This is a genomic window from Streptomyces sp. NPDC002499, assembly GCF_053595415.1.
The window spans coordinates 480313-505306 of record NZ_JBSFXO010000003.1 but is presented as its reverse complement, the minus strand read 5'-3'; the positions used below and the strand labels follow the sequence as shown (position 1 = coordinate 505306).

General features: G+C 70.6%; 19 protein-coding genes. 7 read left to right on the top strand and 12 right to left on the bottom strand.

Annotated elements, in window-relative coordinates:
• Positions 1 to 7: 7 nt before the first annotated feature.
• On the top strand, positions 8 to 1918 hold the full coding sequence (locus ACWD5F_RS10205) for a M64 family metallopeptidase (RefSeq protein WP_451252908.1): 1911 nt from the start codon (positions 8 to 10) through the stop codon (positions 1916 to 1918).
• Between the two features lie 239 nt (positions 1919 to 2157).
• Here ACWD5F_RS10205 and ACWD5F_RS10200 read toward each other — a convergent pair whose 3' ends face one another.
• Positions 2158 to 2496 carry a CU044_2847 family protein gene (locus ACWD5F_RS10200; protein WP_401717114.1) on the bottom strand — a complete coding sequence of 113 codons (339 nt, stop codon included), beginning with the start codon at positions 2494 to 2496 and terminating at the stop codon, positions 2158 to 2160.
• Positions 2497 to 2746: 250 nt separating this feature from the next.
• On the opposite strand from ACWD5F_RS10200, the gene ACWD5F_RS10195 reads away from it, so the two are divergent.
• Both ACWD5F_RS10195 and ACWD5F_RS10190 read left to right on the top strand, forming a co-directional pair.
• Positions 2747 to 2956, top strand: coding sequence for a hypothetical protein (locus tag ACWD5F_RS10195; RefSeq protein ID WP_401717111.1), 210 nt, complete (start codon positions 2747 to 2749; stop codon positions 2954 to 2956).
• Between the two features lie 6 nt (positions 2957 to 2962).
• Entirely contained in the window at positions 2963 to 4897 is a 1935-nt protein-coding gene (locus ACWD5F_RS10190) for an aKG-HExxH-type peptide beta-hydroxylase (protein ID WP_451252906.1), read from the top strand.
• A 34-nt stretch (positions 4898 to 4931) separates the two neighbouring features.
• Here the strand turns inward: ACWD5F_RS10190 and fxsT are convergent, their stop codons facing one another.
• From fxsT to ACWD5F_RS10170, 4 genes are all read right to left on the bottom strand, one after another.
• Positions 4932 to 9413, bottom strand: coding sequence for an FxSxx-COOH system tetratricopeptide repeat protein (fxsT, locus tag ACWD5F_RS10185; protein ID WP_451252904.1), 4482 nt, complete (start codon positions 9411 to 9413; stop codon positions 4932 to 4934).
• Positions 9410 to 10528, bottom strand: a complete 1119-nt coding sequence (locus tag ACWD5F_RS10180) for an AAA family ATPase (protein WP_451252902.1) — start codon at positions 10526 to 10528, stop codon at positions 9410 to 9412. The genes fxsT and ACWD5F_RS10180 overlap by 4 nt, the downstream gene beginning before the upstream one ends.
• A 196-nt stretch (positions 10529 to 10724) precedes the next feature.
• A complete protein-coding gene (locus ACWD5F_RS10175) occupies positions 10725 to 12155 on the bottom strand; it encodes a VMAP-C domain-containing protein (protein WP_451252900.1) in 1431 nt (476 codons plus the stop codon).
• Positions 12156 to 12207: 52 nt separating this feature from the next.
• Positions 12208 to 13236: a trypsin-like peptidase domain-containing protein gene (locus ACWD5F_RS10170; RefSeq protein ID WP_451252898.1), complete on the bottom strand. Its 1029-nt coding sequence runs from the start codon at positions 13234 to 13236 to the stop codon at positions 12208 to 12210.
• Positions 13237 to 13476: 240 nt separating this feature from the next.
• Here ACWD5F_RS10170 and ACWD5F_RS10165 point away from each other — a divergent pair, with 240 nt between their 5' ends.
• Complete coding sequence (locus ACWD5F_RS10165) at positions 13477 to 14562, top strand: thaumatin family protein (protein WP_451252896.1); 1086 nt, start codon at positions 13477 to 13479, stop codon at positions 14560 to 14562.
• 94 nt (positions 14563 to 14656) lie between these two features.
• On the opposite strand, the gene ACWD5F_RS10160 is transcribed toward ACWD5F_RS10165, so the two are convergent.
• The gene (locus tag ACWD5F_RS10160; RefSeq protein WP_451252894.1) at positions 14657 to 16636 is read right to left on the bottom strand and encodes a sigma-70 family RNA polymerase sigma factor; all 1980 of its coding nucleotides are present in this window, start codon (positions 16634 to 16636) and stop codon (positions 14657 to 14659) included.
• Between the two features lie 249 nt (positions 16637 to 16885).
• Here ACWD5F_RS10160 and ACWD5F_RS10155 point away from each other — a divergent pair, with 249 nt between their 5' ends.
• Positions 16886 to 17914 (top strand): thaumatin family protein, encoded by a 1029-nt coding sequence (locus tag ACWD5F_RS10155; RefSeq protein WP_451252892.1) that lies wholly within the window; start codon positions 16886 to 16888, stop codon positions 17912 to 17914.
• A 22-nt stretch (positions 17915 to 17936) separates the two neighbouring features.
• On the opposite strand, the gene ACWD5F_RS10150 is transcribed toward ACWD5F_RS10155, so the two are convergent.
• From ACWD5F_RS10150 to ACWD5F_RS10140, 3 genes are all read right to left on the bottom strand, one after another.
• Complete coding sequence (locus ACWD5F_RS10150) at positions 17937 to 18926, bottom strand: L,D-transpeptidase (protein ID WP_401717087.1); 990 nt, start codon at positions 18924 to 18926, stop codon at positions 17937 to 17939.
• Between the two features lie 173 nt (positions 18927 to 19099).
• Positions 19100 to 19957: a carboxylesterase family protein gene (locus ACWD5F_RS10145; RefSeq protein WP_451252890.1), complete on the bottom strand. Its 858-nt coding sequence runs from the start codon at positions 19955 to 19957 to the stop codon at positions 19100 to 19102.
• Entirely contained in the window at positions 19950 to 20168 is a 219-nt protein-coding gene (locus ACWD5F_RS10140) for a hypothetical protein (protein WP_451252888.1), read from the bottom strand. The genes ACWD5F_RS10145 and ACWD5F_RS10140 overlap by 8 nt, the downstream gene beginning before the upstream one ends.
• Positions 20169 to 20214: 46 nt before the next feature.
• Here ACWD5F_RS10140 and ACWD5F_RS10135 point away from each other — a divergent pair, with 46 nt between their 5' ends.
• The gene (locus tag ACWD5F_RS10135; RefSeq protein WP_451252886.1) at positions 20215 to 20631 is read left to right on the top strand and encodes a TetR-like C-terminal domain-containing protein; all 417 of its coding nucleotides are present in this window, start codon (positions 20215 to 20217) and stop codon (positions 20629 to 20631) included.
• Between the two features lie 80 nt (positions 20632 to 20711).
• Here the strand turns inward: ACWD5F_RS10135 and ACWD5F_RS10130 are convergent, their stop codons facing one another.
• The 3 genes from ACWD5F_RS10130 to ACWD5F_RS10120 form a co-directional block, all read right to left on the bottom strand.
• On the bottom strand, positions 20712 to 21335 hold the full coding sequence (locus tag ACWD5F_RS10130; protein ID WP_451252884.1) for a hypothetical protein: 624 nt from the start codon (positions 21333 to 21335) through the stop codon (positions 20712 to 20714).
• On the bottom strand, positions 21332 to 21907 hold the full coding sequence (locus ACWD5F_RS10125) for an RNA polymerase sigma factor (protein WP_451253186.1): 576 nt from the start codon (positions 21905 to 21907) through the stop codon (positions 21332 to 21334). Before ACWD5F_RS10125 ends, ACWD5F_RS10130 begins: the two co-directional genes overlap by 4 nt.
• Before the next feature lie 66 nt (positions 21908 to 21973).
• Positions 21974 to 23797, bottom strand: a complete 1824-nt coding sequence (locus ACWD5F_RS10120) for an AMP-dependent synthetase/ligase (protein ID WP_451252882.1) — start codon at positions 23795 to 23797, stop codon at positions 21974 to 21976.
• A 285-nt stretch (positions 23798 to 24082) separates the two neighbouring features.
• Here ACWD5F_RS10120 and ACWD5F_RS10115 point away from each other — a divergent pair, with 285 nt between their 5' ends.
• Positions 24083 to 24712, top strand: a complete 630-nt coding sequence (locus tag ACWD5F_RS10115; protein ID WP_451252881.1) for a TetR/AcrR family transcriptional regulator — start codon at positions 24083 to 24085, stop codon at positions 24710 to 24712.
• Positions 24713 to 24994 lie beyond the last annotated feature (282 nt).

Genomic DNA, 24994 nt, shown 5'->3' with positions numbered 1-24994 from the left:
GGCGGCGATGACCACGTCCGACGGCACCGTCCAGGGCCGCACGCAGATATTCGGCTCCGCGCCGCGCAACCGCGCCTTCACCGTCGTGCTGCTCGGCGACGGCTTCACCGCCGCGCAGCAGGCCGACTTCGAGACCGTCTGCAAGGAGTTCGTGGACGCCCTGGTCGCCACGCCTCCCTACGACGAACTCGCGCCGGCGATCAACATCTGGCGCGTCAACGTCGCCTCCACCGACTCCGGCGCGGACGACCCGGTCGCGGCCGGCGGCACCGGCGCGACGGCCCGCACCTACTTCGACTCCACCTTCGGCGCGAACGGCATCCGCCGGCTGCTGGTCTGCAACAACTCGACCGTCTTACAGACCGCCGCGGCCCAGGTGCCGGAGTTCTCCGTGGCGATCGTCGTCGTCAACTCCACGGTCTACGGCGGCAGCGGCGGCTCGGTCGGCACGTACTCGCTGGCCGCCGGCGCCACCGAGATCGCCCTCCACGAGATCGGGCACACGGCTTACGGTCTCGCGGACGAGTACGCCTACTACGCGGGCGGCAACGAGACCGGCCACGACCACCATCCGGCCGGCGAGCCGGGCGAGCCGAACGTCACGCTCAACACCAACCGCACGACGCTGAAGTGGGGTTGGGCGGTCGCCGCGGCCACGGCGCTGCCCACCATGAGCAACCCCGACTGCGCGACGGTGGACAACCGGGCCAGCACCGTCCCGGCCGGCACGGTCGGCTGCTTCGAGGGCGCGCACTACTACCACTGCGGCGCCTTCCGCCCCGAACACAACTGCAAGATGCGGGAGTTGAGCGTCCCGTTCTGCCGGGTCTGCCGTCAGGTGATCTGGAACCGGATCGGCCCGCTGGCCACCCTGCCGGCCCGCGACCGTACGCCGATCAGTGTCGTCGCGCGCTATCCCGAGCACCTAGACGTGTTCGCGGTCGCCTCGGACGGGCGCACGATGTCCGACTGGTGGGACCAGTCGAGCGGTTGGGCGGGCTGGTTCCAGCTGTCCGGCGGCTTCGCCTCACCCGGCGGCACGGGCGCGCCGATCACCTCGATCACCCGCTACTCCGGTCACCTCGACCTGTTCGTCGTCGGCACCGACAACCGCGTCTACTCGTCGTGGTGGGACCGGTCGAGCGGCTGGGCGCCCTGGTTCCGGGTCGGCAGCCTCGTCGCCCGCCCCGGCTCGACGGTCAACGTGGTCAGCCGCTACGCCGACCACCTGGACCTGTTCACCACCGCGTCCGACGGCCGCACCATGTCGACGTGGTGGGACGCCCGTACCGGCTGGGCCGCCGACTGGTTCCAGATCGGCGGCGGGGTCGCGGCGAACGGCGCCACCGTCACCGCGGTCGCCCGGTACCCCTTCCACCTGGACGTGTTCACGGTCGGCACGGACAACCGCGTCTACAGCGCCTGGTGGGACGACCGCACCGGCTGGTCGAACTGGTTCCCGCTGCCGGGCGTGACCTGCCGTCCCGACTCCACGGTCACCGCGGTCGCCCGTCACCGAGACCACCTGGACCTGTTCACCACGGCGTCCGACGGAAAGATCATGTCGACGTGGTGGGACGCCCGTACCGGCTGGGCGAGCTGGTTCCAGATCGCCGGCGGGGTCGCCTCGGCGGGCTCCCCGGTGACGGCCGTGGTCCGCTACACCAACCACATGGACCTGTTCGTCGTCGGCACCGACAGCCGGGTCTACTCCACGTGGTGGCACGACACCACGGGCTGGGCCGCCTGGTTCAACATCTCCGGCGGCTTCGCCAAGCCCGGCAGCCAGATCGCGGCGCTGAGCCGGGTCACCGAACACCTCGACGTGTTCGCGGTCGGCACGGACGGCCTGATCCAGAGCACGTGGTGGGACGCCACGGGCGGCTGGGCGGGTTGGTTCCGGCTGGCGATCACCTAGGCCGGACCGGCCCCCCTCCCCACTCCCGCACCGGGGGTGGGGAGGGGGGACACCTCGGCCGGGTGGTGGGCATGGCGATGGTGAGGGGCCGGGAGCCGGCGTCGCGCGGGCAACGGCTCGTCGCCGTGGGCCGACCCCGTGCACAGACCGAACGGCCTGAACGACCGCTGCCTTCGGCCAATTTGCCCAGCGACCGGGGAACGCGGGACGGCGGATCGGCCGACCTCGACCGCTGCGGCTCAATCGCCTTGGCCGTCCTCTTCCTTCCGTCGCCATGTCACCTGTACCTGGATGTGGCCCTGTGCCCCGGTGCGGGCCAGGACGGCACCGACTTCGGCGTCGAGTTGGATGCCGAACTCGACGGTGATCTCGTCCGGGCGCTGGGGCAGACTGCTCATCCGGTTCAGCGTCGAGGCGGCCGCTCTGCGCACCCCTTCCAGCGCGGACTCGAACGAGCCGGTGGCGCGGGCCACGACGTCCGAGGCGCCGGTCGCCGGGATTACACCGCCATCGAGGTCGTCCATCTGCGCGACGACGGACCCGCCGTCCTCCAGCTCGAACCGCAGCAACTCGCCCACTGCTCACGCCCCCCGGCCGTTTCGACGTGCGTCGCGCGCCTCCTGACGCACTCGCGTACCTCCCGGCAGACGGTAGCGAAGTGGCTGCCACGGCGGGACACGATGTCCGAAATCCCGAAGTGGAGTACCTAGTTCCGGACGATGTGGCTTCTGGGCACCCTTCCGGTGCCGCAATCAACGGTCCACTATGAGAGGGGACCTGTGGATGCGATGCAACCGACCTGGCCACACCGACAGGGGGCAACGGGACGTGACGACTTCTGCGACCGAGTTCGAGACCGATCTTGTCGATCTCAGCCAGTGCGGGCTCCAGGAAGTGATGACCTTCCATGACCCACTGGTCGTGGATGCGTTGCACACCCTGGTGCGGCACCTGGGCGAGAGGTCCACCGCCCAGAGCGCCAGCGGAGGTGGCGGCAGCCCGTACTTCGCCGCCGACTGCGACACCGGCGACCAGTAGAGCCGGATGTCAGAGCTGCCTTCCGGCACCAGGACGACACTCGGCAGACATCGCACGCCGGCGTCCGACGTCGACGCACTGGCCGCGGGACGCCTCACACCCGGTACCGCGCACCGGATCCGCGCCGTGGAGCGCGGTCGCCGCATGCTCATGGTCCGCGCGGTGACGGAGACCGCGCGTGAGCGAGGCGTGGACGCCGGTCCCGCGCTGCCACCGTTGCGCACCGCCCTGGATCTCCTGCTCCGGGTGGAGCGGCACCGCCCCGACGTGGTCGTCGACCTGCTGGAGCATCCCGGCACCGGCATCTGGGCGGTGCGCGTCCTGGAGCGGCTGCGGGAGGGCGACAGGAGTCCGGACGAGGGCGACAGCGAGCTCCCCCTGTGGGCGGAACTCGGCTACCTGCACTGCCTGGCGGCCGCCGCGGCACTGCGCTCGGGAACTGAGGGAACGATTCGCTTACCGGTCCGCGAGGACTGCGTGGCGCTGCCGACCCTGGGCCGGATCCGCCTGCCTGCGACGACGGACTGCGACGAAGGCGCCCGGACGCCCACCGTCGCCACCCTCCGCATCCCCCGCGCGGGCTCGGGCCCGGCCGTACTGGCCACGGGTGAACGCCGATTGAGTCTGCCCGCCGACCCGGGCCGGGCCTCGGGCAACTGGCAGCCGGTGCACCGGGCCGCCTGGGATCCGGAGCGGAACGCCCTCTCCGTGGTGCTGGAGGACTGCGATCCGTACCGGGACTTCCGCACCCGCACACTGCCCTCGGCCAGGGTCTCACTGAACCGCGATCACGCCCGACGCTGGCAGCAACTGCTGCGCACGGCAGGGCAGTTGCTGTCCGCGCGGCACCCGCAGGCGGTCGAGTTGCTGACCACGGCGCTGCGGGTCGTCGTCCCCCTGCCGCCCACGCCCCGCTTCCGTACCGCCAGCGCCTCCTACAGCGAGGCCTTCGGCAGCGCGTTGATCTCGCTGCCCCCGGATCCGGTCGAACTGGCCGTGACGATGGTGCACGAGGCCCGACACTCCGTCCTCAACGGCCTGCTGCATCAACTCCCGCTGTGCGATGAGGACTTACCGGGTGCGGAGGTTCCGCTGTTCTACGCGCCGTGGCGGGGCGATCCGCGTCCGCTCTCCGGCGTGCTGCACGGCGCCTACGCCTTCGCGGGCGTGACGGAGTTCTGGCGCGTCGAACGCCGGGCGCTGAGCGGTCCGGCCGCCGATCTCGCCCACTTCGAGTACGCCGTGTGGCACTCCGCGGTAGGGGAGGCGCTGGCGACGCTGCACGCGGCGGCCGGACTGACCGAGGCGGGCCGGCAGTTCGTCGAGCGGATGGCCGAAGCGGCCGACGACTGGCCCTACGAGCCGGTACCCGGATGGCCGGGAAAGCTGGCCCGTGCCGAGGGGGCCGATCTACGGGCCGTATGGCGAGCCCGGCACACCCGGCCGGACCCCGGTCAGGTGCGGGCACTCACCGAGGCCTGGCGCAGCGGCGCGGATCCGCGCACGGCGCCCGGTGTCCACTCCCGCCTGCGCCCCGACCCACAGGCCGGCTCGCCCGACGCGCGGGGTGAGCTGCGGCGCGTACAACTGGCCGAGCCGGATGCGCTGCCCACCCGGGCACGCGCCCTGGGCGAGGCCACGGGTCGGCCTTCCGACCTGGTGGCCGCCGATGTCGCCCTGCTTCGAGGCGAGGCGGACCGCGCCGTGCGGGGCTATCTGGAGGTGCTGGCCGCACACCCCGAACTGCCGTCGGCCTGGGCCGGGTTGGGGCTGGCGCTGTCCGACGCCGACGAACCCGTCGCCGCGCACGCCTTGTTGCGCCGCCCGGAGGTGGTCCGGGCGGTCCACCGGCAGGCGGCCGAGCGCTACGGGCGGTCGCCCGACCCGGTCGACATGGCCGACTGGGTCGGGCGGAACCGCTCGGTGTGCGACGCGTCCTGACCGGGACCTCGGCCGGCCCGACCGGTCCGTGTCACTACAGCGGCATCGGGTCGATGTCGCAGTTGGCCAGCTTGTTGTCGGCCGCCGCGGCGGTGGCCGGGTGGTCGGCGCCCAGCACCCGCTCGTAGCGCGCCAGGGTGTCCGCGCGCAGGGCGTCGGCCTCGTCGACGCGGCCCAGCAGCCGCAGGCCCAGGGCGAGGTTGACGCCCGTGGCGAGGGTCGCCGGGTGGTCCTCTCCGAGCCGCCGCCGGCTCTGCTCCAGGGCACGGGTGCTGAGGTCCACGGACGCCTGGACCTCACCCAGTTCGTACAGGTCGGCGGCGAGGTTGGTGGAGCAGGCCAGCACGTTCGGGTGATCGGAGCCCAGCCGCTCACCGAGGTCCGCGACGATCTGCTCGTTCAGTCGGCGGGCTTCCTCGGTGCGTCCCAGCAGCCGGAGGCAGACGGCATGGTTGACCTGCGCGCCGAGCGCGTGCGGATGACTCGGTCCGAACAGGCGCTCATAACCCTTGCAGCCCTCGTCGCTCAGGTCGAGCGCCGACTGGAGGTCGCCGCTGTGCCGGACATCGACGGCGTGGGCGAGCAACGCGGCCAGGGTGCTGGGGTAGTTGTCGCCGTAGCGGTTGCGGAACAGGGCCAGCGCCCTGGCGGAGAGTTCCAGGGCCTGCTCGTGGCGGCCCGCCCGGCGTTCGGCGACCGCCAGACCGCGATAGCTGTCGATGGTGTTGGGGTTCGTCGGCCCGAAGTTGTACTCGTAGCGTCCGGACACTTCCTGCTGCTGGTCGCGGGCTTCGACGTATTCGCCGGCCTCCTGCCGGTCGACGACCACACCGGCCAGGGTGGCCAGCGTGGACAGCGAGTCCTCGCCCAGTTCCTCGACCTTGCGGCGGTGGGTGTCCTGGTCCAGCTCCAGCGCCTCGCGGAAGTCGCCGGTGAGGCGGAGATTCAGCGCGATGCGGTGGGCGACGATGAGGGTGGACACGTCGTTCGGCCCGAACAGGCGCCTGCTGGCCTCGAAGGTCTCCCGGTCCAGCTCGGAGGCACCGGTGAAGTCACCGCGCATACGCAGATCCCACGCGAGCATGCTGGTGATCTCCAGCGTCATCTCGTGCTCGGGTCCCAGCGTCTCGGTCATCGCCTGCCGGGTTCGCTGGTCGAGTTCGTACGCCGCCTGGTAGTGGCCCAGGATGCGCAGCGCGTCGCCGTAGAGCTTGGCCGCCAGGAGCACGTGCTCGTGGTTCTCGCCGTCGAGGCGTTTCCAGGTGTCGTAGGCCTGCTGCGCGAGGTCACGAGAACCTTCGTGGTCGCCCCACGAGAACATGTACTGGATCTCGTTGAGGATCAGTTGCCGCACCCAGGGGTCGGCGGACTCGACGGCGTGGCTGCTGAGCACGTGCGGGAGCAGTTCGCCGTACTGCTGCCACTGGCGCGGGTCGCTCGGTGCACCGGGGTCGCCCTTGGCGAGCAGGCGGTGCGCGCCGTTGCGCATCTGCTCCTTGAGTGCGTCCGGCATCTGGTTGATGAGCACGCGCTGGACCAGTCGGTGCAGCTGGATGGTGTTGGTGCTGTGGTTGATTCTGGCCAGCGCGTACCGGTTGATCTCCCGGATGGCCCGGCCAAGGCGGATCGGATCGCTCAGTGCGGCGGCGAGTTCCGGGGGTACGGGAGCGTCGCGGACACCGGTCAGCAGTCGCCGTGAGATCGGTTCGGGGGCGAAGAACGCGGAGACCTGGAGCAGTTGCAGGGCCGCCGGGTGGTTCTTCTGCAGTCGCTCCAGCGATACGTTCCAGGCCGCGGCGACGGACAGCGGATAGTCCCGGGGAGGGTCGCTGACCATCAACTCGGCGGCCTGCTGCTCGAAAAGTCGTAGGTATTCGTCCGCGGGCATTCCGGTCTCGGAAAGCCAGACGGCGGCCTGCTCGATACCGAGGGGCAGATCGCCGAGGGTCTCGGCGAGCCGGTCGGCGGTGGGGTCGTCGAGATTCGGCGCGCGCAGCTGCAGCAACTGGCGGCTTTCTTCGCGCGCGAACACATCGACTTCCAATGGTCGTGCCGCGGTCGCCCATTGAGCGTTGCGAGAGGTCACGAGAATGCGTCCTGGGCCGTTGGTGGGAAAGAATTCGCGGACGGCTTCGGGGTCCTCCGCGTTGTCGAAAACGAGCAGCCAATTCTTGTACGGCTCGCCTACCCGCAAGGCCTCTATGACCGCGGGCACGGCCGTGTTGGCCTCGCCGGAACCGACCTCAAGTCCGAGTCGCCTGGCCAGCTCCACCAGCACCTGCCGGATCTGCTGGGACTGCTCGGAGGGGATCCACCAGACCACCTGGTATTCGTTGATGTGGCGATACACGTATTCGACGGCGAGCTGAGATTTCCCGACACCGCCCATGCCCTGAAGGGCTTCCGGCAGGACGGCGGTGGTGCCCTCCTGCAGTCGACGGTGCAAGTCCTCCAGCAGTTGGCCACGCCCGGTAAATGCGCGGTTCCGTGGAGGGACGTTGCCCCAGACGGGCGGCGGTTTCTGCGCCCCATCTCCCCTCGTCCTTGCGGGGACAGGCTGCACGCCACTCACGGACACGTTCCCTCCAGCGTCTTCGGATGGCCCGGGTTGACCCACTCCGGCGGAAACGTGATCGCTCCCACCGCCGGGGAGGGCGATGTCCGAACCGGCATACTCACTACTCTGTGTATCACGGCCATCACGCGGGATGCTGGCCGTGGTCTCGTGGGCGGAGGGGTCCCGCTGTCCGGCCCGTGCGGAGGCCGATTCCTCCTCGGCCCGCAGCCGGTCATGGAGAACCGCCGCTGCCGCCGTGTGCTGCCCGTCGAGGGCCTTCAGCGCGGGCAGTGCGGGGGTGAGCCATGTCCGTACCCCCTCCAGGGGCACCAGGGCGGCTCGGCTCGGGTCCGCCACAAGATCGCGCATTTGGCGCAAGGCACTACTGGCAGAACCGGGCAGGACTGTCGCAAGATGGTCGAACACCAGTTTCATCGCCAGTGCGGTTTCCCTGCGGGTGCCCTCGGCCAGGAGCTCCTGGCGCACCCCGGAGGCGAACTCCAGCTCGACCCGCGCCGGTGCCGGGACGTCGGGATCGGCCTGGGCGGGCTGCAGCAGCCCGCTCAGCAGCAGCTCGGTCAGATGCCAGGGCCGGGCCTCGGGCAACAGCCTCTTGCGCAGCACTTCCAGCATCGCCAGGTTGACCGGGATCGCCGCGCCGAGCAGAGCCAAGTGATAGGCGGTGGGGCTGAGTTGTGCCCGCAGCTGGCGTACCCGGTCGGTCGGCGAGACCAGCGAGGTCGGGAACCACGCGGGTGCGGTGGCCCGCGTCCTCGCGGACACCGTCATGGCCCGCATCATGTACTCGGCCGGTCGCTCATGGCGGACGAACCCCGCCCAGGTGCCCAGGGCCTCCGGGGTCAGCTCCAGCACCGGTACCGGCAGGGCCGGGGCCATCGCGTCGTTCGCGTCCGCATCGGTTCTCCCGAAGTCGAAGCCGTCGGGGCGATGCGTCCACAGGTTGTTCGCCGCCGCGGGGCCGGGGCTGCTCAGCAGGGTCCGGTGCGGCACCACGGCCATGCGTGACCACAGGTACTCCGGCAGGACGCTCACCACGGCGACGGGCATCCGGGCCGCCCAGCGAGCCAGCACGCGCTGCCCGTTCCCGTCCCGCCAGCGATTCGCGTACAGGTCGGTCAGCACCAGGGCCGTCTGCCGGCCGCGAGCATCGGACAGGACGGGCGCACCACCGTCCGGGTCGCCGCCGTCCGCCGACCGCCAGGTGCACACCCGTACGTCGCGGAACACACCCGAGCCCCTCAGAGCGGCCGCGAACTGCGCGGCGGTTCGCTGCCACAGGCCCATGGAGTCGCCGGAGTCGACCACCAGGGTCATGGTCAGCCAGCGCTCCCTGGCGGGCCGGAACCGGGGCACCCATACACCCCGCTCGGCCCGGGACTCGGCCGTGGCCTCCTCGTCCAGCACCCGCACCGTGCGCGAGCGCAGACGCCTGCGCAGCGGCAGAAACGCCTTCTCGATCTGCCGGGCCCGGTCGAGTCCGGGACCGTCCTGGACGTCCGAGAACGCCGTCGCGCCGCCCGCCGGCTCCGACTCCAGCGCGCGGGAAAGGGAGACGGGCAGGCCGACGTGCGTCGGCCACGGCGGTGACGCGGGGATCTCGTCCCTCGCCCCCGCCCGACTCGGCTCCTCGGGACGCCCTTTGGGGACGGTTTCCGGTTCCTCCTGCGGCGGTACGTCGGTCTCGTCAGGGTCGACAGGGCGGGGCGGAGTGTCGTCGGCGCCGCCGGCGTCGGGGGTCGGCTCCGCGGACGCGGCGTTCCCTGCCGCCGCGGCCCGGGCCTCGCGTACGGCTCGGACACGCAGGTCGAGTTGAACGGCCAGCCAGGCGACCTCACCGGCCTCGTGCAGCGTCAGATCGGGGCACGTCTCCTCGCGCGAGGCGATACCCGGAGCAGTACCGTCACTCGCCCTACCGTGGTGGGAGGGCGGCAGGGTCATGCAGAACCAACTTCATCAAGCCTCCGCCACAGCGAGTGCAGCAGCCGGTTCCAGGAGGCTTCGCCCGGACCCGAGGGCGAGACGCGCAGGAATTCCGCGTTCATCAGCTGGTCGGCGGCCAGGGTGCCGCCCGCCAGGGCACGGGAGAGGAAGTCGCGGATCATCGCCGCGCGTTCGGTTCCCTCGCCGCCGGTGAACTGCGCCGCCAGCATCGCCGCGAGCCGGTCGGCGTCGGGCGGCGGCATCTCCAGGCTGAGACAACGGCGCAGGAAGGCGGGCGGCAGGGACCGCTCGCCGTTGCTGGTGATCACCACGAAGGGAAAGGCCCGGCACCGGATCCGTCCCCGGTGCACCACGAAGGTGTCGTCGGGGTCGTCCGTGTGCACCTCGACCTCGGGCATCCGCGAACGCACCCTGGAGAGCTCGGGGATCTGGAACTCGCCGTCCTCGAACGCCCCGAGCAGATCATTGGCCAAATCGGTGTCGGCCTTGTCGAACTCGTCGATCAGCAGCACCCGCGGAGTGTCCCGGGGGACCAACGCCGTGCCGAGCGGGCCCAGTTGGACGAAGTCGCCAAGCCCGTGGAGACCGTCGGGACCGCCGGGCGGCGGAGCGCCGGCCTCGGACCCGTCCTGCGACAACCGGTCCGCCGTCGCGGCGGAGTCGTGCAACGCACCGCGTGCGGCGGCGTCCTGTACGCGCCCGATCGCGTCGTAGGCGTACAGCCCCTCTTTGACCGTGGACCTGCTGGTGATCGTCCAGCGCAGAACGCGACCGAGGCCGAGTTCGCGGCTGACCCGGTGCGCGAGGCTGGACTTGCCGATGCCGGGCGGGCCGGTGACGATCAGCGGCCGGCGTAAGAACAGCGCCGCGTTGACCATGTCGGCCTCGTCCGAGGATGTACGGGCCGTCGCCTCGGGCGCGCCCAGGCGACGGCGGATCTCGGCGTCGTCGCGAGGAGCGGGGCCGGGGACGACGGGTCCGCCGTCGAAGTCGCGCCACGGGGGCGGCGGGGGCAGCCGGTCGGCCAGCGGCTCGGAGGACACTTCACCCGTGCCGTCGTAGATCCACCAGTCATTGGCATCACCTGAGGGCGCCGATGCGCCGCCAGGCACACGCGGCTCCCGCGGGACGTCGTCGCCCATAGCCACCCCCTCTCCCGGGACCCGGACGGGGTCCACTGGGCGACCGGCCCCGGATCCAGCGATGCCCGGTTTCGATCGATTGTCGTGCTGGCCAGTCACGAATAGCGTTGTGACCGACGATCAGGTCGGTCACACCCTAGTGGGTCGTGCAGCGCCTCGGTCGTTCTCAGTTAATTGGCTCCGGTACTTCCGGGAGCCTGTTCGGGTCGTCCCATAGCACGGCAATACGAGGGCCGGTGAAGCCCTCGCCGCCATGGTCCCCCGTACGGGGAGCGGAGCGCAAGCGCGTCAACACGCCCAGCGACTCTGCCAGTCGGCCCTCCAGCGCGCTCTCGGCCAAGGCGTGCGCGTGTTCGGGCAGCGACCCCGATCGGCTCCACACGACCAGCGGCAGACCTGCCTGCAGGCCGACCAGCAACTCGCTCCTGCCGTGCTGATCGTCGGGCGGAGAACCCAAGGTCATGAGGACTACGGCGGGATCGTCCAAGAGACGCGCGTAGAGCCGCTCGTGCTCCGCTCCGTCACCTTCCTCGCAGCGATGCATCCGTGCGCCCCCCGCGGCGTCGGTCAGTACGTCCCACCGCTCGTTCCACACTCTGTGCAACTGCAGTGCTTCGATGCGCTCCAGGCTCCGTACGACGACCTTGTGGCCGTCTCCGATGGACGGTCCGCCGAACTCGCTGTCCCACACCTTCTCCTCACCGAAGGCGCCGTGCGTGGACCACTGCTCCACCGGCTCGTTCACCAAGGAGAAGGGGAGTATGAACTCGAGTACGAGACCGCCCCGGTGGGTGCGGAGCCGTATCTCCTCGCGGTCGAGCAGCATCGCCACATGGCGTCGCATCTCGGACAGCGGCACGGGACGCTCGTCGCGCCGACGGGGCGCCCAGGCGGAACCGCTGTTCGCCCAGCAGGCGATGTCCACCCGACCGGGCGAACCGGTGGACGGGGCGAGCCGGATGAGCAGATGGGCCGGATGCTCGGGCTCGGTACGCCATCCGCCCGTGTGCGTACGGGAATCGTCGAGGATCCACTGGGCCACCTGGTTGTCCTGGACGGTGGTGCGGACATGGCGGCTCGTCCAGGACCGGATCGCGTCGCCGCGTTCCGGGGTGAGTACGACCGCCAGTTCCTGGAGGAACCGCAGGGTGCGTGGAGCTCCGTCGGCCGGGCGGTTGGTGTGCGCGAGCAGTTGGTAGGCGTCCCACGCGGTGTGGACGCTGTCGGGCAACGGGCCGAAGTGGTCACCGGCGGCCGAGTGGTAGACGGCGGCGAGCTCCGGCACGGCGGTCCGGTCGAGACCGGCCAGCAGGGCGCTCAGGTCGTGCTGGTCGGTTTCACCGAGGAGCGGGGCGACGACCGGGTGGGCCAGCGAGGCGGCATGCCGGGAGGGCAGGTCGTAGTCCGCCAAGTGCTGTACCGCCTCGGTGAGATGGCGCCAGCCGTCGGGCACGGCTCCGAAGGCACGCACCATCACCACGATATGGATCTTCTTGTCGTCGAACTCGGCCACGGACAGGCGCAGTCGTAGACGTTCCATGGCGTCGACCACGCAGATGCGGCGCACTTCCAGGTCGTCGAGCACCGACACCTTCATGAGAGCGTCCGCCAGTTGGGCTGCGGACTGCGAATCCGGAGGCACCGCCGAGTCAGTCATCGCTGCCCAGCCGGCCGGGCCAGATCTTCCTCGCCTCTTCCACGAAATTCTTCACCGCGGTGGTGTCCCCCTCGATCCACTGCACGGCCGATACCAGGGCGACAGGGCCCTGTTCGAACTCTCCGCACCTACGGACGATCTGGTAGAGCTGAATGCGTGGGCTGTTCTGCCGCGCGATCCCGGAGACGATCTCGGACGGCAGTTGGAGCAGCAGTTGGTGTCCCGAGTCGATCCGGAACGACTCGACCGCCAGCAGGCGGTCCACCAGGGCCCACAGGGCGCGGGCGGGCAACGGCTCGTCGACGCGGGCCGGTTGGGCGGCTTCGCGGGCCGGGGCGGCCGCCGTGATCTCGAAGCGGGTCCCGTCCAGGACGTCCAGCGGAATCATCCACGCGACCCGGGCCGCCGGGGCGGCCTCCGTCGTGCGCGCCGCGAGCACGGCCGCGAGCACGCCCACGACCAGACCGCGCCCGAGGTCCCACACGCCCGCGCCGCTGAAGCCCCGCGTGACAGGGGCGCCCACCGGGTCGAGACCGTCGATCTGCCGCCAGGCGGGGTGGACGCCGCCCGCTCCCACTATCTGCCCGCGGGCCCAGATTCCGTCCGGCACCCCGCTTGGATACCCGTACACCGCGACCGATTCACCGGTTCCGGTGCCGCAACTTCCCAGCGGCGCGGGAACGGCGCCCGCCGGGGGCTCACTCTCCAGTCGCAGCACCGCCACATCGCCCGCCGGAGGCGAGCGCAACCAGCCGTCCTCGGCCACGTGCGCGTGGATCGGCTCGGGGGTGCCCTGTGCGGTGGTGGGGAAGTCCAGCAGGATCCTCCCCTTCGGCGCCGCGCCGGTCCGGGGCCGCGGCAGACGCAGTGCCGCCTCGACGACATGCGCGCAGGTGAGGACGGTTCGACTCGCCACGAGCACTCCGGCACCGACAACTCCCGCGCGCTCCTGGTCCCGTACGCGGACCCGCCACGCGCCCATGCCCGGCGATGCGGAGGCACCGACGTCCCGTAACCCCACGTGTCCCCCTCGTGTGCCCGTGCGGGAAAAACAGGGTAAGCCGAAGCGAAGCGCTTGTGTACGGGGGAAGCCTGGCCGGATTGTGCGGTCACGTCATCGAATGCTCCACGCCTTCGATCCCCGTTTCCGTTATCCACCCCGAAAGCCCCCGGTCTCCTCTACGGAAACCCCCGTCCCCCGGAGCGCGGCGCGGCGGGTCGTGGAGCGGACAGGAGTGTTGTGGACATGCATCGTCGCCGGTTGCCCATCCCCCGACGCGGGCGCGAACGCTCCCCGGTGAGCCGCCACCGCGCGTCCCCGCCCAACGCCCGCGGTCCGAGACGCGGTCGGGTCGGCATGGTCGTCGCGGTGCTCTTCACCTGCCTCGCCGTGGTGACCGGCGTACTGCTGGCCCGGGGCCAGACCGGAACCCCGTCGGGAGGGCGTACGGACCTCGCGGACCCGAAGTCCGCGCACAGTACGGCGGCCACCAACTCCCCCTCTCTCCCTGGCCCTTCGTCTACGACGTCGCCCTCGCCGCGCACCACGCCCTCGCCCTCTCCCTCGAAGTCGCCCGACGCACGCAAGCCGTCCGCCGGTGCCTCGCCGTCGCGTTCGGTCGAGCAGCACACCGGGGTCAGCCCCGGCAAGCGCACCGTCACCCTGGTCAATCGCCTCGACCAGACGATCTGGCCAGCGATCGCCGCCGACCCCAACCACCCTGTGGGGGCGACGGGTTGGGTGCTGAAGCCGGGGGCCAGCCTGAGTTTCGCCGTCCCCGATCACTGGGACGTCCGGGTATGGGCGCGCACCGGTTGCTCCTTCGACTCCGCCGGCAACGGCCACTGTGTGACCGGGGACTGCGGTCATTTCCAGTGCGGCTCGACCTGGGGTGAATTCCCCTCCACCCTGGCCGAGTTCAACCTCAACGCCTGGAACGGCATGGACTTCTACGACGTCAGCCTGGTCGAGGGCAACAACCTGCCGATGTGGATCAACAGTTACGGCGGTTCGTCCCGCGACAAGATGGACGCGAACGGCTGCTCCGCCGCGGGCTGCACCAAGGACGCCAACGCGACCTGCCCCGCCAAGTTGCAGCGGATCAGGGGCGGCAAGGTCGTGGCCTGTCTGAGCGCCTGCCTGGTCTTCAAGACGGACCAGACCTGCTGCGAGGGCGCGTACGCGGCGCGGCCCCAGTGCGTGCCCTCGTCGTGGCCGGTCAACTCGGCGGCCGTGTTCAAGAAGGCCGAGCCCTTCGCGTACTCCTACGTCAACGACGACGAGACGAGCGTGCTGACCTGCTCGGGTGAGTGCGGGTACCGCATCACTTGGGGAGTGAGTCCATGACGCCGAACCCATGCCGTTGAGCCATGACCTACACAACAGGCGCCCGCCCCCGTCTCCGTGGGGGCGGGCGCCTGTCCCGTATGTCGGTCGCAGATCAGTCGGCGGCCTGGAACGCGCGGCCCGCCACCGTCGCCGTCGTGCCGTTCGTGAACAGCCCGCTGCTCGGCTTCGACGGATCCGCGCCCAGCCCGAACCACGCGTAACGCTGCACGTAGGACAGGCCGTCGAGGGCCTTGGTGGACGCGGTGACGAAGTCGGCCTGCTGTTGCGGGGAGGGGAAGCGGGTTCCCTGGGAGAAGTCGATCAGCGCGTACTCGGTGAGCCAGATCGGCTTGTGGTAGCGCGCGTACACCGCCGCCAGGTACGACTTCAGCTGGTCCACGGCCTGCGGGGTGCGGAAGTCACCGCCGTACCAGTGCAGCGTGATGAAGTCGACCCGGTACCCCTTCGCCGCCGCCCCGGACATGAACCGGTCCAGCCAACCACCCGCCGTGTCCCCGCCGTACGCGACCGCCGGGCTGCCCAGCGTCTTGCCGGCGGCCATGAGCTTGGGCCACAGACCCAGCGCCTGCTCGACCGACATGTTGGACTGCTCGGCCATGTCCGGTTCGTTGAAGCCCAGGAGATAGGGGCCGTTCGCCTTGGCCTGGGCCAGCGCGCTGTCGGTGACCGAGTCCGCTCCCCAGATCATGGGCACGAAGGAGGTCGACGACGGGGTCGTAACCCCTTGGTGCTGGGTGTTCCAGGTGTAGTACCAGCTCGCCCCGCTCGCGCCGAGCGCCTGGCTCACCCCGTTGAAGGTCCACACCCCGACGCCCTTCTTGGCGCCGGAGGCGATGTGCACGGGGGCGGCGGGGGTGTGCTTGGAGGGACTCGGCTTGGGCTTCTTGGTCGGGGACTTGCTGGGGCTCGCGGACGGGGAGAGTGACGGGGACGGGGTGGGGCTGGGTGAGGTGACGGCCACCGGACTGGGCGGTGCCGACTCCGCGGCCGGGGTGGCGGTGTCCCCCGTCAGCCGGGCCGCGACCAGCGCGGCCACCGCGAGGACCGCGACCGCCGCCGAGCCGCCGATCACCTGGCCACGAGCGGCGCGCAGGCCCGTACGAGCCGCTCGGCGCCCGTGGCTTCCGCGCGCCGCCCGATGGCCGCGGCCCGCTCCCGCGTTGTGCGCGGAGTGCGTGGACGGGGTGCCGGAGCCGGACGAGGAACCGCCGTCGGATCCCGTACCGGACGAGGAAGCGGCACCCGAGTCCGCGTGCTGACCGATGACGGTGACCAGCACGCGGGACGGGTCGAGGGTGGCGGGCACGGCCAGCAGCGGGAGGCCGCTGAGCAGGCGGTCCATCGGGAGCAGCCCGTCGTCGAGGCCCTCGCAGACCCCGCAGGCGCGGATGTGCCGGGCGAACCGCTTGCGCCACAGGGCACTCGGCGTGCCGTCCCACAGGGCGGCGGTCTCGTCCAGTTCGGCGCAGCGCGGGCCGGCCGCGAGCGCCCGTACCACGACCCGGGATATCTCCATCTGCTTCTTCATGCGCTGCACGCGGACGGCCGCGTGCCGGTCGGACAGCCCCAGCGCGCCCGCGAGTTCGGCTCGCTCCAGCTCGCCGGTCTCCTCCAGCCACCACAGGGACAGCAGTTCCTGGTCGTCCGCGTCCAGCCAGCGCGTGGCCTCGGCGACCTCGCGGCGCTGCTCGGTCAGTCCCAGCCGCAGGATGGTCAGTCCGGCGAAGTCGAGGGCGGGGTCGGTGATCGCCTCGGCGTCCTCCAGGTGCGCCCTGCGGTCGCGGTCCGTGGCCCGCGACTGTTCGCGGTCCCGCACCTGTCTGATCGTGATGGCCACCAGCCAGGACCGGAACGCGGACGGGTCCCGCAGTTTCGGCAGCCCCCGCACCATGCGCAACAGCGTCTCCTGTACGACGTCATCGACATCGGCGTGACCGTTCAGGGCCCGGCCGACGATGTTGTAGACCAGCGGCAGGCACTGCGTGACCAAGGCGTCCAGGGCCTGTCTGTCGCCCGCGCCCGCGGCCGTCACCACGGCGGAGTCGGGTCCACTCCTGTGGAACTTGGGCATGTGGTTCTGTTCCTCCGCGTGTGGTCCGGCTGCGGCGGCTTCCCGGGCCCGGAACCGGACTTCCGGCACGGACCTGAGGAGCGCGCTCCCTGGAACGGAGACCGCCGACGCAACCGCGTACAACAGAAAATCGGCCGATCGGCTTCGCAATTTATGTTGTCCGGCCGTCGTGGACCAGGTCACCGATAGGCAGGGACGCATCCGAAGAGTCCGAAGAAGCGTCCGCAGAGCACGAGGAAGGGCGCAGGCATGGCACGAGGACGCAGACGGCACGGCGCACGATCACCCCGCCGGCTCCGGTGGTGGTACGCCGGGGCAGCCGCCCTCGCGACGACCGTCACGGTGCTGATCGCGTACGGCGCGTGGGCACCGTCAGGGAACGGCAACTCCCCCACGGCGGACCGCCAGGACGCCGCCGCGCTCCCGTCCGGACCGCGCAGCTCCTCGCCCTCCGCACCGAGCCACAGCCCCTCCGCCTCCCCCTCTCCGTCCATCTCGGTCTCGGCCTCGCCGTCGGTCAAGGCCAGCGCGTCCGGAAAGAGCACGCGGAAGTCGGCCGCCGGGTCGGACGGCTCGGCGCAGCAGCCTTCGACGGCACCGGCGGGCAAGCGGCTGATCACGGTCGTCAACCGGACCCCGAAGACGGTCTGGGCGGTCGTCACCAACACCGCCGTCTACCCGCAGGGCAGCAAGTTGGCGCCGGGCCAGAGCATGTCGGTGACCGTGGCGAACAACTGGGGCGGACGCATCTGGGGCCGCACGGGCTGCACCGGTACGGCCGCGGGCTACTGCGCGACCGGCGACTGCACCAGCGTGTGCAGCGGCGGCAACCCGCCCACCACACTGGGTGAGTTCACCTTCGACGCGTTCGCGGGCATGGACTTCTACGACGTGAGCATGGTCGACGGCTCGAACCTGCCCATGTACATCAACATCTCCCACACCACGACCGCAGACCCGGTGAGTTCCACGGGCTGCTACAAGGGCGTCTGCACCACGGACGTCGACTGCCCCACCGCCATGCGGGAGGTCCGCAGCGGCCAGGTCGTCGGCTGCAAACCGCCGTGCGCGGCGTTCGGCGGCGACACGTACTGCTGCCGCGGCGCCTGGGCGGGCCGCGAGAACTGCGTCCCGTCGAAGTGGCCGGTCGACTACACCCAGGTCTTCAAGCGGGCCGCCCCGTACGCCTATTCGTACGCCTTCGACGACGGGGCGACGATGCCCTGCAAGGGTGCCTGCTACTACAAGGTGACCTTCGGGACGACCGGCTCGTCCTAGGGAGCCGGCCGCCCGCCGTGCGTCACAGGGTGGCGGTCGTGCTCTCCCCGGAGGCGCTGCCCGCGAGCCACTGGTCCCAGCTCAGGTTGAAGTCGGCGTAGCCGTTGTCGGCCGGGGCCTTGGCGCGGGGCGAGCCGGTGATGGTGACGGGGTCGCCCTGCTTGACCTGGCCGTAGAACCACTTGGCGTCCGCCATGGACAGGTGGACGCAGCCGTGCGAGCCGCGGGCGCTGCCGCTGCCCGGGTTCGGGTCGCCGGTCGAGTAGTGCACGTAGGTGCCGGACTGGGTGAGGTGGACGTCCCAGGGCAGCGTCAGGTCGTAGTAGTTGGGGCTGCCCTTGTCGCAGCTGATGCCGACGCTGCAGGAGGTCATGTGGACCTTCTTCTGCTTGTCGATGACGGCCATCGTGCCGTTCCACGTCGGGTACTCGGCACTGCCCGCGTTGATCGACAGGGTGCGCACCAGGGAGCCGTTGCGGGTCACCTTCATGGTGTGGCCGGTCACGGAGACGTCCGCGCGGACGTCGTCACCGACCTTGAAGGTGTGCGTGTAGCCGTGCACGCCGTAGCGTCCGTTGCCGTTGCTGACGCCCTTCATGTCGGCGTCGATCTTCACCGTCGTACCGGAGGGCCAGTACGTCTTCGGGCGCCAGTCGGCACGCCGGTCGCCCATCCAGTGCCAGGCGCCGGCCACCGGCTGCGAGGCGCTCACCTTCATGTGCTTCTCGACCGTGGCCTTGGCCTTGGCGGCGACCGGGTTGGTGAAGATCACCGAGATCGGCATGGCCACGCCGACGGTGGTCCCGGTCTGCGGGGTGATCGTGTCCAGCAGCATCGGCGGCCCGGCGGGCTTCGTCGGTGAGGGCGAGGCGCTCACGCTCGGCTTGCCCGACGCCTTGGCGTCGCCGCCCCCGCTCGCCTTGTCACTGCCGCCCCCGCCGCAGGCACTCGCGCCCACCAGCACCACACCCGTGATGAGTGCGATCCCTATGCTGCCCTTGCGCCGTCCCACGGCGTGCCCCGCTCTCTCTCGCTCTTCGGCCCTGACAGACCCGGCTCCCTGTCAGACGGTCGGGGCGTGCCCCGCAGTTGCAGGTACCACGTAAAACGTGTCTCAAGACTCGGTACGCGTCACTGTTGCCACGAGCGATCTCCTGGGGCGAGGGGCACCCCGCCTGAGCAGCGTTACGGCAGGCCCGGGACGGATGCGACGTGTCGTAGATCCGCTGTGTACCGCGGCCGGGGAGCGTCAGCGGCCGAAGCGCCGTCGCGGATGAAACCGAGCCAGGCGGTACGGACACGGCGGCCGAGGGTCTCGAATGCGTGCGGGTCGGCGCCGGCGAGCATCGGCGCGGCGGCCCAGTCGGCGTACGTGCCGAAGACGAAGGGGAGATCGATGCAGTGGGTGGCGCCGAAGGGCGAGTCGGGGGCGGCGTAGTCGAAGCGGTAGCTCCGCACCCGGGCACCGGCCTCGCTCAGCCGGGTGGCCAGGTCCTCGGTGGGACGGCCGAAGGCGATCCTGGTCACGGCGCGTTCGACGGCGCCGGCGGCCGCGGGACCCAGGAAGGGGATCCGGCGCACCCGGTTCAGTACCGGGTTCACCGAGCAGAAGGCGCTCATCTCCCGCTGCGTGGTGCCGATGACGACGTCCAGTCCCGGAGCCCGCCCGGCGAGACACGCCTCCCAACGGTCTTCGTCAGGGAGCGGTCCGACTCCGCTGACGGGAGTGAACAGGGGTGCGGCGTTGAATCCGAGCCTGCTTGCGGAATCGCGTGCGGCGGCGACCTGGGCGTCGAGGATCTCGGGCAGGGAGGCGGTCCGCGGGTCGGTGGCGAGCCGGTCGAGGAACAGTTCGGCGGACTCCTCGGCACCGCTCGGGGTGTTGAGGCAGCGGGCCGGCGTGCTCTGCAGGATGACCCGGCGGAACAGCCCCTCCGCGTCGGGCATGCCCAGCAGGCAGCGCACGCTGTGCGCACCCGCGGACTGGCCGCCCACGGTGACCTCGTCGGGGTCACCGCCGAACGCGGCGATGTTCTCACGCACCCACCGCAGGGCCGCCAACTGGTCGGCCAGGCCGAACCAGAACCGGGCGGGCCCGGTCGTCGACCGCGGGTGTGGTGACGGTCAGGCTGAGACAGTCCTCGCCCTGCTCGCCCCGCTCGGACACGGCGTAGCGCACACACCTGAAGACGATCGGACCGTCCTCGCGCGTCGTCGACATCGCCGCCCGGGCCGGCGTCCACGAGACGTCCATCTACCGGCGGTGGGGCACCCGGACCAATCTGATCCTCGATGCCGTCGTGAGCCGCCTGGACGCGGATGTGCCCCTCCCCGACACCGGCTCCACACGTGAGGACCTGACCCTCCTCGTCACCGCCCTCGCCGCGTTCCTGAGCGCACCCGCCGGCCGCGACATGGCCCGGCTCGGCCTCACCCCGCCCGAGGACGCGGCCCAGGCCGACGAACTCCGGACGAGGTTCTGGACCGCGCGCTTCGACAAGGCCGCGGTCATCGTCCAGCGCGCGATCGATCGCGGCGACCTCCACCCGGGCACCGTTCCCGAGTTCGTTCTGGAAGTGCTGGGCGGCACGCTCCACCTGCGCATCCTGCAACGCTACCTGCCCGTGGACCGCGACTACATCGGCCGCCTGGTCGACCTCGCCCTGACAGGCGTGGGCTCGCGCCCACCCAAGAGCGCCGCCGAACCCCGCCCCTGAGCGGAGCGGGCATGGGGGCGGTCCCGAGCACCGCGACGAGATCGCCGTGGTGCTCGGGACCCGGGGGGGGAGCCGTGGCGCTAGTTCACGATCGGGTCGACGAACTGCTCCCAGGTCTCCTCGGAGACCCAGTTCGCACCGCACGAAGGAATGGCACCGTCGCTGTCGGCGGCCACGAGGTAATGCTGACCGACCGTGAAGGTCAGGTTCTCCGGGAAGTCGGGGTCATTGGTCACCAGAATGGTGCGCGGGCCACCACCGCGCAGCCAGTGATCGACGTGCAGGGTGATCAGCGGACCCTTTACCGAGTCGACCGTCCCGTAGAAAAGCGTCGGGTATCCCGCCAGCTGGTCGGGAACCGGCGCCTGGCACTTTCCGTTGCCGTTCCCGGAGGTGGTGAGATTCAACTGCTTGACGGCCTCGGTCGTGTGGCCGTTTCCGGCGTTCGCCGTGATTCCCGCGGTGATGCCGCCCCCGAGGAGCAGGGCGGCAGCCGCCGCGATCCCGAAGAACCGCTGACGGCCCCTTCCGGCGGAGATCTTCGCGATCGAATTCGTGGCGTCGATGTCGGTGTTTTCCGGCGTTGCTACGGAGTTGTTCTTCATGGCAGCCTCCACAAGACGATTGATGTCGGGCAGCGGAGCTCGTGAGGTCGCTGCGGGATCCGCATCCCTCATTAGGGTCAGCAACTCGTTGTCATTCACTGACCGCTCCTTCCTTCACTCATCTTGTGTCCGGCGCGCTCGGCGTTCTTTCGCCCCGACTGGAGTTGTTCGGCGATTTTCTTCTTCGCCCGGTGCAGCCGCATGCTCACCGCGTTGGACGTCATTCCCGTCGCCTCCGCGATCTGCCGCGGCGCCAACTCCTCCCACGCCCACAGCCGTATCACTTCGCGGTCCAGCTCCCCGAGTGCACTCAGCGCGGCATGCAGGTCGCTGTGATCGGTGACCACGGACACGGGTGCCTGCTGAACACTCATCAGCCGCTCCACCAGACGGACCCTGCGTCCGTCCGCCCGCCGGGCATTGGCCAGGCAGCCCCGCGCCACCCCGTAGCACCACGGGAGCACTTCGTCGCGCTCGGGCAGCGACCCGTCCCTGAGCCCGGGTACGTGGTCGACGCGACGCCACAGCACCAGCATCGTCTCGGACAGGACGTCCTCGACCATGTCAGGGGCCGTTCGTCGCAACAGATACCGGTGCAGGGGTTGCGTCACCACGTGCGCCAGTCCCTCGAAGCGTGCCCGTCGTAGTCGACGGGTCTCCTGTTCCGTCATGGATTCCACGAACGGTCCGTGTCCGACACAGGCCGGCTCCTTTCAGCAAGGGCCGTCCTGTCCTGATCAGGCGGTGTCGATGTCGATGCCGGTGACTGCGGCGTGTTCGGTGTGGTGGGTGTACATGGCTTCGATCTGGGTGGCGTAGTGCTGGTGGATGGGTGTGCGGCGGGTTTTGCGGGTGTGGGTGACGTAGTCGCTGCCGGGTTGCCAGTCGTCGGTGATCACGGTGTGGGCGCGCGCCTGTTCGGGCCGGGACAGCACAGAGTTGGCCGCGGCCAGTCCCGTCTCGATCGCAGCCAGGACCGCGGGATGCCGGCACAGTTCGGCAGGTTTGCCGTCCAGGCCGTGCCGTGCGGCGAAGGCGGTGAGTGCGTCGGGGTCGGGCACCAGCAGGGCGCTCACGTAGGGGCGGTTGTCGCCGATCACGACCGCGTGGGCGAGCAGCGGGGTGTGAGTGAGGATGGCTCCCTCGATGGCGGCGGGCGACAGGTTCTTGCCGCCCGTGCTGATCATGAGGTCCTTCTTGCGGTCCACCAGGGTGATCGCGCCGGTCGGGTCGATGGTGGCGACATCGCCGGTCCGCAGCCAGCCCTCGGCGGTGAACGCGGCGGCGGTCTTCTCGGGAGCGTCCCGGTAGCCGCGCATGACGATCTCGCCGCGAATCAGCAGCTCGCCGTCCGCGGCGATCGACGCTTCCACCCCCGGCAGCAGGTGGCCCACCGAGGTCACCGGTGCCTCACCAGGAGGCGAATAGGTCACCATCCCCGACAGCTCGGACATGCCCAGGCCATTACTCACGGGGATGCCCAGGCCACGCAAGTTCAGCAGCAGGCCGGGGTCGATGGGTGCGGCGCCGGAGGCCGCCACCCGCAGCCGGTCCAGGCCGAACCGCTCCCGCAGGGGTGCCAGCACCTCGGAGTCCAAGGCGGCCCAGCGGTCGGCGAGTTCGGCGGTGAGCTGCCTGTCCTCGGCGGCCTGGGCGTAGCGCAGCCCGAGCGCGGGGGTCTGGGCCAGGGCCTGGCGGCGCGCCTCGTCGGGCTCGCTGTCGGCGGCCTGTCGCAGGGCCGCGGACAGGCCGTTGTAGAGGCGCTGCCAGATCTGCGGTACCGCTCCGAAGATCTGGGGGTGGACGTCGGCGAGGGCGGCGGCGATGTCGCGGGGCTGGTCGAGGGTGGTCAGTTCGGTTCCGGCGGTCATCTGGGTGTAGTGCGAGGACCAGCGGTCGGCCATGTGGGCGGAGGGCAGGAAGGAGATCATCCGGTCCCCGGCGGTGATGCCGAGCCGCTCGTTGGAGGCCACGCACAGGGCGAGTTCGGCCCGGTGGGTGATCTCCACGCCCTTGGGCTGCCCGGTCGTACCCGAGGTGTAGATAAGCGTGAGGACGTCGTCGGGACGCACGGACCGCCAGGTCGTCTCGAAGTCGAACCCAGCGACCGTGCGGGCGCAGACGTCCTCCAGCGACAGGGTGCCGGGGAAGGCGCCGTCGACGGTGACGACCGTCGCGTCCGCCGTGCGGGCGGGATGGTCGAGCACGGGCAGGAAGCACTCCTCCGTGATCACCAGCCGGGCCCGCGAGTCGGTGAGCAGGTGGGCGACCTGTTGGGGCGAGGAGGTGTTGTAGAGCGAGAACGGGATCGCCCCCAGATGCAGGACGGCCGTGTCGGCGAGGTGGAACTCGGGCCGGTTGCGCAGCATGAGCGCGACCGTGTCCCCGCGGCGCACCCCCAGCGCCGTCAGCCCCTGGGCCAGGGCCCGGACCCGGTCGGCGTACTCCGACCACAGCAGCGACTTCGTACCGCCGACGGTACGCAGGGCCACCAGACCGGCCTGACGCTCGGCGGTCTGCTGGAACGCCTCACAAAACGTCCGGGGCAAGGTCGACGTCACCGGGCAGCTCCTTCGCTGTCGGGGGAAACAGGCGTACTCGACGGAGACTGCCGGAGTCCCGCGGTGCCCGTCACGCACCGAGCGTGCGTGTGTGTGGGCATGTGCGTGGCACCACTGTCGACCCGCTATTGGCGCCACGTCAATAGCGGCCGGGCGATTCCACCCTCCCTTTCTTGACGGGTCGCTAATAAACGGCGAGAGTGACGAGTCCGCACCCCCGGCGCACCACGGCTCCCGCCGATCTCCACCGATCTTCGCCGACGACAGGCGTGAAAGGATGACGCGGTGACAGCCCCCTCCCCCGCCGAAGGCCGGGCACGGACCCGAATGGAGCCGGAAGCCCGCCGCGGCCAGATCATCACCTGCGCCCGCCGCGCCTTCGGCGAGAAGCCCTACGGCGCCGTGTCACTGGCGGACATCGCGCGCGAGGCCGGCGTCACCCGGGGCCTGGTCAACCACTACTTCGGCGGCAAGCGAGAGCTGTACCTGGAAGTGCTGCGCGAGATGGTCGCCGTACCCGACTACGTGCTGGAGCGGCTGCCCAAGGGCACCCTCGAGGAGCGGGTGAACGGCGTCGTCGAACGCTTCCTGAGCGTCGTCGACCGCAATCGCGGCATGTGGCTGGCGACTGTCGACGCGCTGTCGCACGGCCATGACCCGGACGTCGACGCCGTCATACGGGAGGCGGAGGAGACGACCGTCGACCAGACCCTGCGCGCACTCGGCATCGACCCGGGCGCCGGGACGGACGAACCGCTGCGCGGCATGTGCCGGGCCTTCGCCGCGATGACACGGTCCGCGACCAACGAATGGCTCAACCGCGGCACCCTGAGCCGGGAGCAGACGTTCGCCCTGCTGGAGCGCACTCTCCTGCTGATCATCACGGAGTTCGGGCCGGAGAGCCGCGGGAAGTGACGGCACGCGGGCCGAAGTAACCCCGCGGATTTCGACGTACCCCCTGCGTACAGCACTTCCCGACGCACGGAACCCCACACCCTCAGGCGCCCCCGCCGACCCCTCACGCCTCCTATTGTCGGGTCGCCAATAACGTGTTACGTTCCCGAATACGACCCCGGCGGCACCGCGAGCACCCCCGCCCACGCCCGCCGCGGCGGCACTTGAGCCCGCGCACCGGTCGCGGACACATGCGCGCCCCGTTGCTCTGGAGCGCATCGAAGCGCCACATCGGGACCGCCC

Bases quoted from the DNA above. Each gene is read 5' to 3' on its own strand.
- ACWD5F_RS10205 (WP_451252908.1), top strand. From the start codon at position 8: ATGACCACGTCCGACGGCACCGTCCAGGGCCGCACGCAGATATTCGGC.
- ACWD5F_RS10190 (WP_451252906.1), top strand. From the start codon at position 2,963: ATGTCAGAGCTGCCTTCCGGCACCAGGACGACACTCGGCAGACATCGC.
- fxsT (WP_451252904.1), bottom strand. From the start codon at position 9,413: ATGACCCTGCCGCCCTCCCACCACGGTAGGGCGAGTGACGGTACTGCT.
- ACWD5F_RS10175 (WP_451252900.1), bottom strand. From the start codon at position 12,155: ATGAAGGTGTCGGTGCTCGACGACCTGGAAGTGCGCCGCATCTGCGTG.
- ACWD5F_RS10160 (WP_451252894.1), bottom strand. From the start codon at position 16,636: ATGCCCAAGTTCCACAGGAGTGGACCCGACTCCGCCGTGGTGACGGCC.
- ACWD5F_RS10155 (WP_451252892.1), top strand. From the start codon at position 16,886: ATGGCACGAGGACGCAGACGGCACGGCGCACGATCACCCCGCCGGCTC.
- ACWD5F_RS10140 (WP_451252888.1), bottom strand. From the start codon at position 20,168: ATGGACGTCTCGTGGACGCCGGCCCGGGCGGCGATGTCGACGACGCGC.
- ACWD5F_RS10125 (WP_451253186.1), bottom strand. From the start codon at position 21,907: ATGACGGAACAGGAGACCCGTCGACTACGACGGGCACGCTTCGAGGGA.